Annotated in this window: 15 protein-coding genes; 3 read left to right on the forward strand and 12 right to left on the reverse strand. The window is 45.1% G+C overall.

Annotated features, from left to right (window positions below; all coding sequences use genetic code 11):
* Positions 1-44 precede the first annotated feature (44 nt).
* A complete protein-coding gene (alr, locus tag K08M4_RS13445; RefSeq protein WP_017097257.1) occupies positions 45-1,130 on the reverse strand; it encodes an alanine racemase in 1,086 nt (361 codons plus the stop codon).
* Positions 1,131-1,136: 6 nt separating this feature from the next.
* Entirely contained in the window at positions 1,137-2,528 is a 1,392-nt protein-coding gene (locus K08M4_RS13450) for a replicative DNA helicase (protein WP_198299295.1), read from the reverse strand.
* A gap of 175 nt (positions 2,529-2,703) precedes the next feature.
* Here K08M4_RS13450 and K08M4_RS13455 point away from each other — a divergent pair, with 175 nt between their 5' ends.
* Positions 2,704-3,612, forward strand: a complete 909-nt coding sequence (locus K08M4_RS13455; RefSeq protein ID WP_086050180.1) for a DUF481 domain-containing protein — start codon at positions 2,704-2,706, stop codon at positions 3,610-3,612.
* 201 nt (positions 3,613-3,813) lie between these two features.
* Here K08M4_RS13455 and rplI read toward each other — a convergent pair whose 3' ends face one another.
* The 5 genes from rplI to rnr all read right to left on the reverse strand — a co-directional run bounded on the left by rplI (position 3,814) and on the right by rnr (position 8,771).
* A complete protein-coding gene (gene rplI / locus K08M4_RS13460; protein ID WP_009847890.1) occupies positions 3,814-4,266 on the reverse strand; it encodes a 50S ribosomal protein L9 in 453 nt (150 codons plus the stop codon).
* Between the two features lie 38 nt (positions 4,267-4,304).
* Positions 4,305-4,532 carry a 30S ribosomal protein S18 gene (rpsR, locus tag K08M4_RS13465; protein ID WP_000090472.1) on the reverse strand — a complete coding sequence of 76 codons (228 nt, stop codon included), beginning with the start codon at positions 4,530-4,532 and terminating at the stop codon, positions 4,305-4,307.
* A 132-nt stretch (positions 4,533-4,664) separates the two neighbouring features.
* A complete protein-coding gene (gene rpsF, locus K08M4_RS13470) occupies positions 4,665-5,078 on the reverse strand; it encodes a 30S ribosomal protein S6 (RefSeq protein WP_004735855.1) in 414 nt (137 codons plus the stop codon).
* A gap of 292 nt (positions 5,079-5,370) precedes the next feature.
* On the reverse strand, positions 5,371-6,111 hold the full coding sequence (gene rlmB, locus K08M4_RS13475; protein ID WP_009847889.1) for a 23S rRNA (guanosine(2251)-2'-O)-methyltransferase RlmB: 741 nt from the start codon (positions 6,109-6,111) through the stop codon (positions 5,371-5,373).
* A 158-nt stretch (positions 6,112-6,269) separates the two neighbouring features.
* Complete coding sequence (gene rnr, locus K08M4_RS13480) at positions 6,270-8,771, reverse strand: ribonuclease R (RefSeq protein WP_086050181.1); 2,502 nt, start codon at positions 8,769-8,771, stop codon at positions 6,270-6,272.
* Positions 8,772-9,020: 249 nt separating this feature from the next.
* Between rnr and K08M4_RS13485 the strand changes: the two genes are divergently transcribed.
* Complete coding sequence (locus K08M4_RS13485; RefSeq protein ID WP_086050182.1) at positions 9,021-10,430, forward strand: amidohydrolase; 1,410 nt, start codon at positions 9,021-9,023, stop codon at positions 10,428-10,430.
* 153 nt (positions 10,431-10,583) lie between these two features.
* Here the strand turns inward: K08M4_RS13485 and motX are convergent, their stop codons facing one another.
* Positions 10,584-11,219, reverse strand: coding sequence for a flagellar protein MotX (gene motX, locus K08M4_RS13490; protein WP_009847886.1), 636 nt, complete (start codon positions 11,217-11,219; stop codon positions 10,584-10,586).
* A 318-nt stretch (positions 11,220-11,537) separates the two neighbouring features.
* A complete protein-coding gene (locus K08M4_RS13500; protein ID WP_086050183.1) occupies positions 11,538-12,854 on the reverse strand; it encodes an adenylosuccinate synthase in 1,317 nt (438 codons plus the stop codon).
* Positions 12,855-13,026: 172 nt separating this feature from the next.
* Between K08M4_RS13500 and K08M4_RS13505 the strand changes: the two genes are divergently transcribed.
* Entirely contained in the window at positions 13,027-13,215 is a 189-nt protein-coding gene (locus K08M4_RS13505) for a DUF2065 domain-containing protein (protein ID WP_086050443.1), read from the forward strand.
* A gap of 154 nt (positions 13,216-13,369) precedes the next feature.
* On the opposite strand, the gene hflC is transcribed toward K08M4_RS13505, so the two are convergent.
* From hflC to hflX, 3 genes are read right to left on the reverse strand one after another with little or no spacing between them, the layout of a single operon-like run.
* Positions 13,370-14,347 (reverse strand): protease modulator HflC, encoded by a 978-nt coding sequence (gene hflC, locus K08M4_RS13510; protein WP_086050184.1) that lies wholly within the window; start codon positions 14,345-14,347, stop codon positions 13,370-13,372.
* Between the two features lie 2 nt (positions 14,348-14,349).
* On the reverse strand, positions 14,350-15,552 hold the full coding sequence (gene hflK / locus K08M4_RS13515) for an FtsH protease activity modulator HflK (RefSeq protein WP_016799331.1): 1,203 nt from the start codon (positions 15,550-15,552) through the stop codon (positions 14,350-14,352).
* A 26-nt stretch (positions 15,553-15,578) separates the two neighbouring features.
* Complete coding sequence (gene hflX, locus K08M4_RS13520; protein ID WP_086050185.1) at positions 15,579-16,886, reverse strand: ribosome rescue GTPase HflX; 1,308 nt, start codon at positions 16,884-16,886, stop codon at positions 15,579-15,581.
* Positions 16,887-16,903: the final 17 nt, after the last annotated feature.

Below are 16,903 nucleotides of genomic sequence, written 5' to 3' on the forward strand. Positions count from 1 at the left end.
TTATAGGATCCATAGTTACTTCACATTTAGTTACTTCACATTAGCTACTTCACGTACTCCATCGCAACACGCGAAGTCAGCTTAGTGACCAGCTCGTAAGCGATAGTGCCGATATGTTCTGCGACTTCTTCTGAAGGTAAATCTTTACCCCATAATGTTGCTTCATCACCGACTTTATCAGCCGCATCAGGGCCAAGGTCAACCGTTAGCATGTCCATTGATACACGTCCTGCGATCGGTACTTTTCGGCCGTTAACGAACACTGGAGTGCCGTTAGGAGCAGTGCGAGGATAACCATCACCATAACCTATCGCGATCACACCAACCTTGGTATCTCGCTCACTGGTCCAGTTACCGCCATAGCCAACACTTTCACCCGCTTTAACATCACGAACGGCTATCAGGTGCGAGGTCAAAGTCATTACAGGATAAAAGCCGAGATCTTGCGCTGATTTATCAGCAAAAGGAGAAACACCGTAAGAGATAATTCCCGGGCGAACCCAGTCAAGGTGGCTGTCTGGCCAAGCCAGTAGACCTGCAGAAGCAGCAAGTGAACGCTCACCTTCACAACCGTCGGTGAGCGATAAGAAAAGCTCGGTCTGTTCAACGGTGGTTGCTCTATCAAGTTCATCAGCACAACCGAAGTGGCTCATGTAGCGCAGAGGTTTAGCGACATTCGCACATTGATGTAAGCGCTCAACAAAGTTTTGGTATTGCTCAGGACGAGCACCTAGGCGATGCATACCACTGTCGACTTTTAGCCAAACCACGACAGGTGTTTCTAATTCCGCATTCTCTAGCGCACTTAATTGCTCTTCACAGTGCACCACAGTTTGGATGTTATTGGTCACCAAGATTGGCAAATCGCCCGAAGAGTAAAACCCTTCTAGCAACAAAATAGGTTTAACAATGCCACCAGCACGAAGCTGTAATGCTTCTTCAATACGCGCCACACCAAAAGCATCAGAGCTTTTTGAATGCTTGGCTATATGCAGTAAGCCGTGTCCGTAGCCATTGGCTTTCACAACAGACATTACCTTGCAATGAGGAGCCTTTGACTTTATCTGGTTCAGGTTATGTTCAAGCGCGTTTAAGTCAATACTCGCCGTCGCTGCTTTCATGTAAGTCATTAGTGATTACTCATCATCAAATGCAGGACCTGCATAGTTATCAAATCGGGAGTGTTGACCTTGGAACGTAAGACGAACCGAACCGATCGGACCGTTACGTTGCTTACCAAGGATGATCTCAGCGATGCCTTTCAATGAACTATCTGGGTTATAAACCTCATCACGATAGATAAACATGATTAAGTCGGCATCTTGCTCGATCGAACCTGATTCACGCAAATCCGAGTTTACTGGGCGCTTATCTGCACGTTGCTCTAGGGAACGGTTAAGCTGAGAAAGTGCAACAACCGGCACATTCAGCTCTTTCGCAAGGGCTTTTAGGGAACGAGAAATTTCGGCAATCTCTAAGGTACGGTTTTCAGACAATGAAGGTACACGCATCAATTGAAGGTAATCTATCATGATCATAGAGATACCATCATGCTCACGCGCGATACGTCGAGCACGCGAACGAACCTCGGTTGGTGTTAGACCCGAGCTATCATCGATATACATATTCTTCTTATCCATAAGAATACCCATACTCGATGAAATACGAGCCCAATCTTCATCATCCAATTGACCCGTACGAATCTTGGTTTGGTCGACACGAGAAAGTGATGCAAGCATACGCATCATCAGCTGTTCAGCTGGCATCTCTAGCGAGAAGATTAACACTGGCTTGTCTTGCTTCATCGCTGCGTTTTCACATAGGTTCATCGCAAACGTGGTTTTACCCATCGATGGACGCGCAGCAACAATGATTAAGTCAGAACCCTGAAGGCCTGCCGTTTTCTTATTGAGGTCGTTGAAACCCGTATCGACACCTGTCACACCATCTTGTGGCGATTTATATAAGATTTCGATACGTTCTAGCGTCTTCTCTAGAATGCTATCAACGTTTTGTGGACCTTCATTTTCACTTGCTCGGCCTTCGGCAATCGCGAAAACTTTACTCTCAGCAAGATCAACAAGTTCTTCCGATGTACGACCTTGAGGGTCATAACCAGAATCGGCAATTTCATTTGCCACACCAATCAGGCTACGCACCAATGCACGTTGTGCCACGATATCAGCATAGGCATTGATGTTTGCCGCACTTGGGGTGTTTTTCGCTAGGTCAGCAAGGTAAGCAAAGCCACCCACTTCTTCAAGTTGCTCACGCAGCTCTAAATGTTCAGAGAGTGTAATAAGATCCAGAGGAGAGCTTTCTTCAAGGATATCCTTTACCGCTTCAAAGATCAGACGGTGAGGACGGCTATAAAAGTCTTTGGCCACAACCTTTTCGGCCACCGTATCCCAGCGTTCGTTATCCAATAACAAACCGCCAATAACAGATTGCTCAGCTTCTAATGAATGTGGCGGGACCTTGATGGCGTCCACCTGATCGTTGGCTGATTTCTGACTTTTGGTATCCACTATGACTACACTCAATAACTAATAATGATCGTTCATTATACCCAAGAACATCCGTTTGTAATCCGATCCTATGAGTTTGTTTTATTCTTCAGCAAGAATTTACCTATTGCTGACGGAATTAACCAAAGGTAGCATTACGATCCTTCCATTCATTCACTGTATAACTGAGGTATGCGTGTCCAAATTATTGGCTCTGAGTTCTGGTCTTCTAAGCTCTAGTCTTCTAAGCATCGGCCTCCTGAGCACTCCGTTGGCCTTAGCGGATGATGCTAAAGCCTCTGTTGATGCTAATACCTCTGTTGATTCTATTCTCGACTCTATAGTAGTACCAGAAACTACAGCTGAGCCGATCGTCGTTGCACCGACACTTGAAGAAAAAGAGTTGGATATCGTACCGAGTGATTCAGAGCTGCCGAACCCACTGAATACTGAAGTCGAATTTGGATATCAGTCGCATACTGGTAATTCTGATTCGCGCTCGCTTAATGCACGCCTGAACGGTGAGTACACGGCTGGTCGTCATAGAACCAGTGGCGAATGGAAATACTACAATCTCTACAAAGATGGTGAAGAAGATAAAAGGCAATCGACTTACTCAGCTCAGAGTGACTACAAGTTAAGTCCTAAAACCTACCTTTACGGCAGCTTCAAAGGTGTTGATTCACGATACAGTGCTTATTTTAAGGACTACACCGTTTCTAGCGGTCTAGGTTATCAGTTTTCGAATACAGAAGAGTTTGTGTTGGAAGTCGAAGTTGGGCCGGGTTTTCGTTACCAAGAGCCTAATCTCGATGAATTAGACGACGATGACATCATCTTCCCAGAAATCGTTGAAGAAGCGATTTTCCGTGGCAATGTAAATACATCATGGCAGGTATTGAAAAATTTGAAACTCAAAGCCGATGTGACGTTGGTGTCTGGCCACAGCAACCTAAAATTTGATACTGAATTAGAAGCCATCAACGATATTACCGACAATATCGCACTAAAAATTGCTCACTCTCGACAGTACCACGACAAGGTACCTGAAGGGTTGAACAAAGAAGATTCCGTACTGTCTGTAAATCTACTTTTTCAATTCTAAATTTGAAAGCTGGTATAACGGTGTATCGATAAAAAACACCCTCGTTTTTTACTATGTAAGTCCCCTCCTCTCTAGTGCTTTCTATTCCTGCAATCGTCACTGTTCCAAAGAGCTTAAAACTCATATTGCAGACATAAAAAAACACCAGCCGAAGCTGGTGTTTAAAACTTTCAAAAGAAAGAATTCGTCTTGGTACTGAAATTACTCAGCTGCAACGATAGCGATTTTCGCAGTAGCAAAAACTTCAGAGTGAAGTTGGATGCTTACTTCGAATTCGCCGATGTTACGTAGAGCGCCTTCAGGTAGGCGTACTTCGCTCTTAGCTACTGCAACACCTGCCGCTGTAATAGCGTCAGCGATGTCACGAGTACCGATAGAACCGAATAGTTTACCTTCGTCACCAGCTTTAGAAGCGATTGTAACGCCTTCTAGAGTGTTAACGCTCTCAGCGCGAGCTTCTGAAGCAGCTAGTTGCTCAGCAACTTTAGCTTCTAGTTCTGCACGACGAGTTTCGAACATAGCAACGTTGTCTTTAGTTGCCATAACTGCTTTACCCTGTGGGATAAGGAAGTTACGAGCGTAACCAGATTTAACGTTTACTTGGTCGCCAAGGCCACCTAGGTTACCGATCTTATCAAGTAGAATAACTTGCATTATCTTAGTCCTCTTAAACTATTATTAACTATTACCGATTACTGATGCTTGTCAGTGTACGGTAGTAGTGCTAGGTAACGAGAACGCTTGATAGCGCGAGCTAGCTGACGTTGGTATTTAGCACTTGTACCAGTGATACGGCTAGGTACAATTTTACCAGCTTCAGTGATGTAGTTTTTTAGAGTTGCTACGTCTTTGTAGTCAATCTCTTGTACGCCTTCTGCAGTAAAACGGCAGAATTTACGACGACGGAAGAAACGAGCCATGGGCTATCTCCTGATCTAAATTTAATAATGCGGTACTCACACGAACTTATAAATAAGTCTAAGCAAATGCTTGTAGTGAGAATACCTAAACGAGTTGAATAAAATTTAATGACCTAAAAGGCCAAAAAAGAATTACTCAGCAGCAGCTTCTGGCTTAGCTTCTTCTTCACGACGTGGTGCACGTTCTTCACGGTCATCACGACGAGGAGCACGCTCTGCACGCTCTTCTTTTTGCTTAAGCATGATAGATTGCTCAGTCACAGCGCCTTTAGTGCGCATGATCATGTTACGTAGAACTGCATCGTTAAAACGGAAAGCAGTTTCTAGCTCGTCCATCACTTCTTGGCCAGCTTCAACGTTCATAAGAACGTAGTGAGCTTTGTGAAGTTTGTTGATTGGGTAAGCCATTTGACGGCGGCCCCAGTCTTCTAGACGGTGGATAGTACCACCAGCTTCAGTGATTGAACCAGTGTAACGCTCGATCATGCCAGCAACTTGCTCGCTTTGATCAGGGTGAACCATGAATACGATTTCATAATGACGCATTTGGTTGCTCCTTACGGATTATTAGCTTCCACGAAAGGCTCGGTCGTCCAAGGGAAGCAAGGAACTAAAGAAAAATGACCGAGTTTTAAGGACGGCAAATATTATAGAAAGAACCCGGTATTGGCAAGCGGTATTTGGCTAATAATGAAACAGTTTTTCTGTCGCCATCTAGCCATCCGACAAACCGATGGGTTTTGCTATAACAGCCTAAAAAGAAACGCCCACCAGCAAGTGGTGAGCGTTAATAAATTCATAGACTTAAAGTTACTTTGTCTTTTTACTCAGCTTAACGCTATTGAGCTAAACGCTGACGTACCGCTTCGAACAGACAGATGCCCGATGCTACTGAAACGTTTAGGCTCGACACACTACCTGCCATTGGGATCTTAATCAGGTCGTCACAGGTTTCACGCGTTAGACGTCGCATACCGTCACCTTCTGCGCCCATAACTACTGCAAGAGGGCCTGTTAGCTTAGCTTGGTAGATATCATGCGTTGCTTCACCTGCGGTACCCACAAACCATACACCCTGTTCTTGCAGTGCACGCATTGTACGAGCGAGGTTGGTTACACGTACTAGAGGAACCGTTTCTGCTGCGCCACAAGCAACCTTACTTACCGTTGCAGTTAGCGGCGAAGAACGGTCTTTCGGTACGATAACAGCAGCAACACCTGCGGCATCTGCATTACGTAAGCAAGCACCTAGGTTGTGAGGGTCTGTTACGCCGTCTAGAACCAACAGCAGAGGCTGTTCGTGCTGCGCTAGGATATCGTCTAGGTGAGTTTCATTAAGCTGCTTAGCAGGCTTCACCTTAGCAATAAGACCTTGGTGATTCGCACCTTGTGCTTTTTCATCAAGCGGCTTACGACCCATTTGTTGAATCGACACGCCAAATTGCTGCAATTGATTCAGCAACGGAAGAAGGCGATCGTCTTGACGCCCTTTCAGTACATACGCTTCGATAAAACGTGCTGGATCTTTTTCTAGTACGGCTTTCACCGCGTGAATACCGTAAATAAATTCGTTACTCATTGTCTCTGGTTACTCTTATTGCTCAAAGATGAAGGCATCAAACCCGATGACCCCATCTCTGTGTTGTTTATTTCGAGAGCATGCATCTTCCGCCTGATACTCTCGCATTTAAATTCGTTAGACGTTTAAGCCCTACTCGTCACTGTAATGACGATAGCTTAAGACTTATCAGCCTTTGGCTTACGGCTTGCGGCGCGCTTTTTCTTCGCACGAGCTTTAGCAGCACCCGTTTTATTCGCTGGCTTTTTCTTCTTAGCTGAACCTTCGCTACTTCCATCAGGTCGTTTAGTTGGTTCAACTAAAGGCGTTGCAGGTACGCCTGGCTTATTGCTCTTCACCGCTGAACGCTTCTTGCTTTTCGCCTTTTTCATCGCTTCTGCTGCACGCTTCTTGGCTGTTTTACCTTTACCACGCGGCTGACGATCTGTGTCTTCTAAATCAAAGTCGATTTGACGAGTTTCTAAGTTAACTGCCGAAACCTTCACTTTAACCGAATCACCCAAGCGGTAGATATTACCTGAGCTTTCACCCACTAGACGCTGACCAACAGCATCAAATTGGTAGTAGTCATTCGCTAGCGCGGAAATATGTACCAGACCATCGATGTGCAGTTCCGTTAGACGCACGAAGAAACCGAAGCCAGTCACGTTGGCAATCACGCCATCCATCACTTCGCCAACATGGTCTTGCATGTATTCACATTTCAGCCAGTCGTTCACTTCACGCGTAGCATCATCAGCACGACGCTCAGTCATTGAACACTGTTCGCCGTAGAAGTCCATATCATCGAAAGTGTAGTGGTAACCACCGGTTGGCGTCCAACGCTCGCTGTTACGGCCTTCTTCTTTCGCAATAAGGTACTTAATCGCACGGTGCAATAGCAAATCTGGGTAACGACGAATTGGCGAGGTAAAGTGAGCATAGCGCTTAAGAGCTAGACCAAAGTGACCCGCGTTATCCGCATTGTATACCGCTTGCTTCATTGAGCGCAGCAGCATAGTTTGGATTAACTCACGGTCTTCACGTTCGTTAATCTGTTGCATCAGTTGTGCGTAGTCTACCGGAGATGGCGACAGACCACCCTCCAGCGTTAAACCTAATTCACTTAAGAAGCTCTTGAAGCCCATTAAGCGCTCTTCACCCGGAGTATCGTGAACACGGTACAACGCAGGCTCTTTCGCTTTTTCTACGTAAGATGCAGAAGCGATATTCGCAAGAATCATACATTCTTCGATGATCTTGTGTGCATCGTTACGAATTACCGGCTCAATACGGTCAATCTTACGATCCGCATTGAAGATAAACTTAGTTTCTACCGTTTCAAATTCAATCGCACCACGTTCGTCACGCGTTTTCTTAAGCACCTTGTACATCTTATGAAGCTCTTCAAGATGTGGTACTTCTGGTTCGTAACGCTCACGTAATTCTTCATTGCCATCTAAGATCGCGCCTACTTTGTTGTAAGTAAGACGAGCATGAGAATTCATGACTGCTTCGTAGTGCTTGTAGCCTGACAGTTTACCTTTGTCTGAGATAGTCATCTCACACACCATACACAAACGGTCGACTTGAGGGTTCAATGAACACAAACCATTTGAAAGTACTTCTGGCAGCATTGGGACAACTTGTGACGGGAAGTATACCGAGTTACCACGGTTAATCGCTTCTTTGTCTAGAGCTGTCTCTGGGCGAACGTAGTAACTTACGTCAGCAATCGCTACCCATAGACGCCAGCCGCCGCCTTTCTTCGCTTCACAGTAAACCGCATCATCGAAGTCTCGCGCATCTTCACCATCGATAGTAACCAATGGGAGTTTGCGTAGATCAACACGTCCTTCTTTTGCTTCTTCAGGAACATGTTCACCTAGGTTTACGATTTGCTTATCTACCGCTTCAGGCCACTCTTGTGGGATCTGGTGAGTACGGATCGCGATCTGCGTTTCCATACCCGGAGCCATATTTTCACCAAGAACTTCGGTCACTTTACCCATCATGTTACGAGAACGACCACCACGGTCCGTAATTTCAATCACAACCACATTACCCATTCGAGCACCGCCTTTATGCTCAGTTGGGATCTGGATGTCGTGACTAATACGCGAATCATCAGCAACCACATAAGAATGGCCGTACTCTAGGAAGAAGCGACCAACAAGTGGCGTTTTACGCTCTTCAAGAACACGAACCAAACGGCCTTCACGACGACCACGCTTACTGTTGTCAGTAGGCTGAACCAATACGTAATCACCGTGCATGATGGTTTTCATCTGATGATGCGGCAGCACGATATCGTTATCTTTACCAACACTGCCGTCTGGGCGTACCCAACCATGACCATCTTTATGACCAATCACAAAGCCTTTAATCAATTCCATCTTCTCAGGCAATGCGTAACACTGACGACGAGTAAAGATAAGCTGTCCATCACGTTCCATTGCACGTAAACGACGACGCAGCCCTTCATATTGTTCCTCTCCAGCCAAACCCAAAGCTTCGAATAGATCATTGCGGTTCATAGGAATATTCGCGTCTGTTAGAAACGAAATAATGAACTCACGGCTTGGTACTGGGTTTTCGTAATTTTTCGACTCTCGGTCGGCAAAAGGATCAACAGTGGTTGTCGCTGTCGTGTTTTCTGACATTGGTGTGTTTTTTGACATAGGCGGGCCTGCTTAAGCAAGGAAGGTATATTACCCCTAGTATATCTGATGCTAGAGGTAAGCTACAGATATGCTTTGGAAAAGCCTAAAATAACCTAAGATTGATACATATCTTCACTTTGTGAAACATCACTTCATAGACACGGACCATCATCAAAATTTCAAGCAAACGATAAAACAAACGTTTGCGCCATGAATGAAATACACTATTATCCACACACTTTAACAACACCTGTTCTGAGTATTGATATGAAACTAAAACGCACCCTATTGGCTTCAGCAATGGCAAGCCTAGCTCTATTTCCATTTGCGAGTTCAGCAATGGAAAAAGCTGACCTGATGATAACCGATGCTATGGTTCTAACCATGGACCAAGAAAAAACGGTTTACGAGAGCGGCACTGTTGTCGTCAAAGACAACAAAATCATTGCGGTTGGCGATGCTTCGCTAGAGAAGCAGTACCAAGCTAAACAAGTGCTAGACGTTAATGGCGATATCGTCATGCCGGGTCTCATCAATACTCATACTCACGTATCGATGACGGTTTTCCGTTCGTTGGCCGATGATGTGCCTGATCGCTTGCACCGCTACATCTTCCCACTTGAAGCTAAGTTAGTATCTCGCGATATGGTTCGTATAGGCGCTAACCTTGGTAACGTTGAAATGGTAAAAGGTGGCGTAACCACTTACGCTGATATGTACTATTTTGAAGACGAAGTCGCTAAAACTGTTGATAAAATTGGTATGCGTGCTGTGTTAGGCGAAACAGTAATCAAATTCCCAGTAGCTGATGCAGCAAACGCGGAAGAAGGTATTAAATACGCTTTAAACTTCATTGAAGAATATAAAGATCACCCGCGTATTACGCCTGCATTTGCTCCTCACGCCCCTTACACCAACACAACAGAAGTCCTTCAAAAAGTAGCAAAGCTTTCTCTAGAACTTGATGTTCCAGTAATGATTCACTTAGCTGAATCTCATCGTGAAGAAGAAAAAATTGCAAAACGAGCTGAAGGTTTATCTCCGGTTCAATACATGGACAGCATTGGTGCACTAAACAAAAACTTAGTTGGCGCACACATGATCCTAGTAGACGATCATGATATCGAGCTAGTGAAAAAATCAGATATGGGCGTGGCTCATAACATGAGTGCCAACATCAAGTCGGCAAAAGGCGTATCACCTGCGCTTAAGATGTATGACGAAAATGTACGTATCGGTTTAGGTACTGATGGCCCAATGTCTGGTAACACATTGAGCACCATTGATGAGTTCAACCAAGTCGCTAAGGTTCACAAGCTAGTTAATAAAGATCGTGCTGCAATGCCGCCGATCAAAGTGATCGACATGGCGACAATGGGCGCAGCAAAAGCACTACACATGGAAGATAAGATCGGTTCTCTTGAATCAGGCAAGCTAGCCGACATCATAGTGATCGACACCAAGGCGCCAAACATGGTTCCGGTATACAACCCATACTCAGCATTAGTTTACTCAGCTAACTCGGGGAACGTTCGCCACACCATCGTTGACGGCAAGATCATCATGCAAGATCGCGACATGCTAACGGTCGATGAAGATCAAATTCGCCAAGAAGCACTCGATTTCACCAAAGTCGTTCGTAAGACGGTAATTGAATCTGGTGAAGTTGTTCAGTAACGTCATCGAATGAAATAAACGGCTTTCCGTTCAGATCAAAAAAGGCCTCATGGGTATTTACCTATGAGGCCTTTTTATATCGATCTTTCTATATCAAGACAGATGATTAACGAGTGCAGTTGTTAATCATTAACTCTAATCTACTATTGGATCTTACCAGAAGACATCTCGACGTTTTGCTCGAGCGATAATGTTGTCAGGCATTCTCCGCTCTAAACCGCTTCGAAGCACAGTAATACGCTTATGTTGCCTTTGATCCGCTGTCACCGAGTTATATAACCAACGGTAAGCATCTTCATAATCCAACGGGCTGCCATAGTCACGTAACAAGAGTTCTGCTAAGTGGATGCTTGCACTTAAGTTACCCATCGAGGCGGCTTCACGTAAATACGGGATCGCACGCTCTTTGTCTTGTTGCACCAAAGTGCCAAGAGAATAATAACGTCCTAACTGCTCGAGTGCCGCTGGTAAACCTTGATGTGCTGCGTTTTCCATATAGTAAAGACCAAGCTCTACATCTTGCGGAACACACACACCCCAAGCCAACATATCACCGTATAAAAACTCATAAGAAGGCAAGCTAATACGCGTTGCACGAGCAACGATATCTTCAACTAACTGGCACTTATCAGCTTTCACTCGCTCTAGGTGTTGATTATTCTCGATTAAATTAATCAGTTCAGCTTCAGTATATATTGGAACGGGCTCTCCCACATCAGCCAAATCTGCATGACTCAAGGGTGAGCTCAGCGCCACTATCAATGAAGCTGCTACAATTCGTAACTTCATACCTGCACTCTATTATCTGTCGTTAAAGTTATCTATTGAGGGCAGCAGACGATTTCTGCACGCACCAAAATAGGGTGAACTTCACTTTCCATGATATCTGTATCGGCAATAACCTTGACGGCTTTAGACAAAACTTGCCGCTAATGGGCAATATTTTGCCATATGGCGTTCAAAAGATCATCACGAACGGCTTCGTTTTCAAATTGCAGGTATTAAAAAGCCGACTTAATAAAGTCGGCTTTTAGAAAACTATTTCATTATCAGAGCACTTTAATTACCCATAATAGGGTTAGTGCTGTGGTAATCACTCAGCGGGCATTATGCGCCGTATGGGTGAACCTTGATGATAGTTTCGTTACGATCTGGGCCAGTTGATACGATATCAATTGGAACGCCAGTTAGGTCTTCGATACGCTTGATGTAATCTAGAGCAGCTTGTGGAAGCGCGTCGATAGATTTAGCACCAAATGTGTTTTCAGACCAACCAGGCATTGTTTCGTAGATTGGCGTCGCTTCTTCGAATGACTCAGCAGCCATTGGAGAAACTTCTAGGATAGAACCATCTTTCATCTTGTAACCAGTACAGATTTTTAGTTCTTCTAGGCCATCTAGAACGTCTAGTTTAGTTAGACAGATACCAGATAGAGAGTTGATTTGGATTGCACGACGCATAGCAACAGCATCGAACCAACCAGTACGACGTAGACGACCAGTCGTTGCACCAAACTCGTGACCAACATCGCCTAGGTGCTTACCAACTGGGTCTTGCTTATCAAGGCCATCGTATAGCTCAGTTGGGAATGGACCTGAACCAACACGAGTACAGTAAGCCTTGGTAATACCAAGGATGTAACCGATGTGACGAGGACCGAAACCAGAACCTGCAGCAACACCACCAGCAGTCGTGTTAGAAGACGTTACGTATGGGTAAGTACCGTGGTCGATATCTAGTAGCGTACCTTGAGCACCTTCAAACATGATCTTGTCGCCGCGCTTACGTGCTGCGTCTAGTTCGTCAGTTACGTCGATAACCATCGCAGTTAACATATCTGCGTAGCTCATCGCTTGCTCAAGAACTTCTTCATAGCTTACTGTTTCAGCTTTGTAGAAGTGCTCTAGTTGGAAGTTGTGGAATTCCATAACTTCTTTTAGCTTCTCAGCGAATGCTTCTTTATCGAAAAGGTCGCCAACGCGTAGACCGCGACGAGCAACTTTATCTTCGTAAGCAGGACCGATACCACGACCCGTTGTACCGATAGCTTTAGCGCCACGAGCGATTTCACGCGCGTTGTCGATAGCAATGTGGTACGGAAGAATTAGAGGACAAGCTTCAGAGATGAAAAGACGCTCACGTACTGGAATACCGCGATCTTCAAGAGGCTTCATTTCTTTTAGAAGTGCGTCAGGCGATAATACTACACCGTTACCAATAACACATTTAACGTTATTGCGTAGGATACCTGATGGAATTAAGTGAAGAACGGTTTTTTCACCGTCAATTACAAGTGTGTGACCTGCATTGTGACCGCCTTGGTAGCGAACCACGTATTTTGCATCTTCAGTTAAAAGGTCAACGATTTTACCTTTACCTTCATCACCCCATTGGGTGCCTAGAACGACTACGTTATTTCCCATCTTTCCAATTTCTGTTGCTAATTAAAAATGGATTCTAGCACTGAATCACACTTCTTGCAGTCACTTTTTGTTCATAAACGTTAATGCTGTACAAAAATAAACCAGCAATCACTGAGGGCAGATGTACAAAGATACTGATATCATAGTGTTTTCACAGACAAAAGGCAGAACCATGTCTAATTCTATCTGGCTCGCAATCGGGCTTGTTCTTATCGTCGAAGGGCTTGGACCCTTGATTGCACCCAACGGCTGGAGAAACATGGTTGCTCAATTAAGCCAACAGCCAGACTCTCAACTGCGCCGTATTGGCGGCTGCCTTGTGGTTGCTGGTGCTGTTATCGCTTTCATGACCTACCGTTAGGTTTTCTCAAAGTACGGAGCTGTCACTACGACTTCCCTCGAAGATTCAATGGTCAACCTGCAGTCTTCAACGAATAGAAAACAAAAAGGCTCCCATCATGGGGAGCCTTTTGATTTTTAGGTACTTAGCTAATTTGATGAATTAACGCATCAGCTTATTTTGCTGGAGCACCGCTTGCTTGATTCATGTATTGGAAGAAGTCAGTCTTCGGATCCAGTACTAGAATGTCGCTCTTATCGCTAAATGATGTCTCATAAGCTTGCAGTGAACGCATGAAGCCATAGAACTCAGGATCTTTACTGTACACATCAGAATAGATCTTCGCTGCTTCTGCATCAGCATCACCACGAGTGATTCGAGCTGTACGGTCAGCTTCAGCAAGAACTGTTGCCACTTCTAGCTCAGCTTGAGCACGGATAACTTCCGCTTTCTCACGACCCTGTGAACGGTGTCTACGAGCAACCGACTCACGCTCTGCACGCATACGGCGGTAGATAGATTCACTGATTTCGTCAGGAAGGTTAATCTTCTTCATTCGGAAATCAACAACTTCAACACCTAAATCAGCCATCGCACTTTCTGCCGTTCCAGACAAAACGTTTTCCATGATCTTATCGCGTTCGCCATCAACTTCTAGTGCTTCTGCAGCCGCTACCGTTGTGACGACTTCGCTATCAGCAGAGTCTGGCAGGATGTCCTTATTACGAGGGCCTGATACGATCTGCTTAATTTCACGAGAACCAATTTCAGAACGAAGAACATCTGTCACTTTACGCTCAAGAAGTGCTTCTGCCGTCATGATATTACCGCCGCCAGTACTCAGGTAAAAACGTCCAAAATCAGCAATACGCCATTTTGCGTAGGTATCAATTAGAACGTCTTTTTTCTCTGATGTTACGAAACGGTCAGAACGACCATCCATCGTTTGAATACGAGCATCAAGTACTTTTACGCGATCAAACATAGGCAGTTTAAAGTGCAGGCCTGGTTCATAGATTCGTGATACGCCGTTGTCATCGAGAACTCGACCAAAACGAATTACCATGCCACGTTCGCCTTCTTGAATCACAAATAGTGACATCAATAGAAGGGCAATCGTCACAACTAATACAGGGATCATTAATTTACGCATTATTAGTATCTCCCTTGGCGTGAACTGTCTGAACGAGTTTGAGTGCTAGACTTTGGATCCGCTTGAGTTTCTAACTCAATTTGATCGTAAGTTGATGATGCTTTTGCAGGGCGAGTGCCCGACTGAGAACCACCTTGTGCGCCTAGCTTATCAATTGGTAGGTATAGCAAGTTACCGCTTGATTCAGAATCAATCAGGACCTTCGATGTGCTTGAGTACACTTTTTCCATTGTATCAAGATACATACGGTTACGTGTTACTTCAGGAGCTGCTTGGTATTCAGGTAGCAGTTTCTCGAACTGAGCCACTTGACCTAGAGCACCATTAACTGTGCGCTCTGAGTAACCCACCGCTTCTTTCTTCAAACGCTCAGCACGACCTGTGGCTTTTGGAAGAATGTCATTTCGGTAAGCTTCAGCTTCACGTTCGAAACGCTCTTCATCCTCACGAGCCGCGATAGCATCATCAAATGCATCTTTCACTTGCTCAGGTGGACGTGCTGACTGGAAGTTCACATCAACAATCAGAATACCCATGTCGTAGCTATCAATAATACGGTTCAACGTTTCTTGAGTGCTTTGACGAATCTGTTGACGACCACTTGTCAGGATACTATCCATTAGTGAGTCACCAATTACCGCACGAAGCGCAGAATCGGTTGCTTGGCGTAAACTGTCGTCGGCATTCGTTACACGATACAAGTACTTGTATGGGTCAGAAACACGGTATTGAACACCCATTTCAACGGTCACAACGTTTTCATCTTTCGTTAGCATCGTGCCAGCAGCACGTAGAGAACGAATCGCTTGAACGTTTACTAGTTGCTCATCTTTGATTTCATCGATGAAGCGTGGGTGCCAGTTAAGACCAGGCTCTTCGATACGGTCGAACTGACCCAATCGAAGTACTACTGCTCTTTCTGCTTCGCCAACGGTGTAGAAACCAGCGAAGAACCAGATAGCAATCGCAATAACGGCAATGACACCAAAGCCAATTGCACCGCCACCACCAATAGATGGTCCGTTACCGCTACCACCCTTTTTACCAAACTTGCCACCTAACTTTTGACTTAGTTTACTAAACACTTCGTCTAGATCTGGCGGTCCTTGATCTCGGCCGCCGCGATTATTGTTCTTACCCCAAGGGTCGTTATCGCGGCCGTTATTATCGCCGTTGTTGTTATTTCCAGGCTCATTCCACGCCATTAGAAAACTCCATCATTGATATGACGTTATACTGTAGCAGTCTCTTTGGTAACGATAAAGTCACCTAAGAGCGCCCCTTCTCTTTTTTCGAGTTTAGACCAATCTATTTGTTGCATTCTAATATCTATCAACAAGTTACCATTGTCATCATATTCTTCCTGTTGAATACATTTCATCTCAAAGAATAAGCTACGAATACGGCCCTGATGTTGATGTGGAATACACAACCGGAATTGAACCATCTGACTCGCTAAACGCTCAGTTAAAGCTTCAAACAGCAGTTCAATACCTTCTCCTTCCATTGCAGAAACCCAAACAGCGCGTGGTGCGCCCTCTTCGTCTCTTTCAATTCGAGGTTTTTGGTCTTCCATGCAGTCAATTTTGTTCATAACTACAAGGGTTGGCACTTCATGAGCATCGATTTCTTCTAATACTTCATGAACAGCCTGAATGTTCTCACGAAAACGGTCATCACTGGCATCAACAACATGTAACAAAATGTCAGCTTCCTGCGTCTCTTGTAACGTAGCCTTGAACGCAGCGACCAAGTCGTGTGGTAGATGACGGATAAAACCTACGGTATCTGCGAGAATTGCAGGCCCGACATCTGCCAATTCAATCTTACGTAGTGTTGGGTCTAAGGTTGCAAACAGTTGGTCTGCCGCATAAACACCAGCACTTGTGATGCGATTGAAAAGTGTTGATTTCCCCGCGTTGGTATAACCAACCAAAGAAATTGTTGGGATTTCAGCTCGATTACGAGCACGTCGTCCTTGTTCACGCTGCTTAGCCACTTTCGCTAAACGACGTAATATTGCCTTTATACGGTCACGCAACAAACGTCGATCGGTTTCCAGTTGAGTTTCACCTGGACCACGAAGACCAATACCACCTTTCTGCCTTTCAAGGTGAGTCCAACCACGAATCAATCGAGTAGAGATATGACGAAGCTGAGCGAGCTCAACTTGTAGCTTACCTTCATGAGTTCGCGCACGTTGTGCAAAGATATCTAAGATCAAACCCGTGCGATCTATCACACGACATTTACACAATTGCTCGAGGTTTCGCTCTTGGGCAGGAGAGAGGGAGTGGTTAAAAATCACAATTTCAGCACCGGTTAGCTGAACAGCTTGTGCGATTTCTAGGGCTTTACCTTCTCCAACGTAGTATTTAGGGAGTGGGGATTGTCGGCTACCAGTAATCACTTGTAGCGTTTCTACCCCCGCTGAGGAGACCAGCATTTCACATTCGCTCAGGTCTTCCCATTCTCCCTCTTGCGTGAAGTTGATATGAACAAGTACGGCTCGCTCGCCGGATTCATAACGGTCAAACAAGCAACCAACTCCTTATT

The organism is Vibrio syngnathi, assembly GCF_002119525.1.
In the GTDB taxonomy this organism is placed as follows: Bacteria; Pseudomonadota; Gammaproteobacteria; order Enterobacterales; family Vibrionaceae; genus Vibrio; species Vibrio syngnathi.

Excerpts from the sequence above, each read along its gene's own strand:
- hflC (WP_086050184.1), bottom strand. The coding sequence starts at position 14,347 with ATGCGTAAATTAATGATCCCTGTATTAGTTGTGACGATTGCCCTTCTA.
- rplI (WP_009847890.1), bottom strand. The coding sequence starts at position 4,266 with ATGCAAGTTATTCTACTTGATAAGATCGGTAACCTAGGTGGCCTTGGC.
- K08M4_RS13500 (WP_086050183.1), bottom strand. The coding sequence starts at position 12,854 with ATGGGAAATAACGTAGTCGTTCTAGGCACCCAATGGGGTGATGAAGGT.
- K08M4_RS13485 (WP_086050182.1), top strand. The coding sequence starts at position 9,021 with ATGAAACTAAAACGCACCCTATTGGCTTCAGCAATGGCAAGCCTAGCT.
- rpsF (WP_004735855.1), bottom strand. The coding sequence starts at position 5,078 with ATGCGTCATTATGAAATCGTATTCATGGTTCACCCTGATCAAAGCGAG.
- hflK (WP_016799331.1), bottom strand. The coding sequence starts at position 15,552 with ATGGCGTGGAATGAGCCTGGAAATAACAACAACGGCGATAATAACGGC.
- motX (WP_009847886.1), bottom strand. The coding sequence starts at position 11,219 with ATGAAGTTACGAATTGTAGCAGCTTCATTGATAGTGGCGCTGAGCTCA.
- alr (WP_017097257.1), bottom strand. The coding sequence starts at position 1,130 with ATGACTTACATGAAAGCAGCGACGGCGAGTATTGACTTAAACGCGCTT.
- K08M4_RS13505 (WP_086050443.1), top strand. The coding sequence starts at position 13,027 with ATGTCTAATTCTATCTGGCTCGCAATCGGGCTTGTTCTTATCGTCGAA.
- rnr (WP_086050181.1), bottom strand. The coding sequence starts at position 8,771 with ATGTCAAAAAACACACCAATGTCAGAAAACACGACAGCGACAACCACT.
- rpsR (WP_000090472.1), bottom strand. The coding sequence starts at position 4,532 with ATGGCTCGTTTCTTCCGTCGTCGTAAATTCTGCCGTTTTACTGCAGAA.
- rlmB (WP_009847889.1), bottom strand. The coding sequence starts at position 6,111 with ATGAGTAACGAATTTATTTACGGTATTCACGCGGTGAAAGCCGTACTA.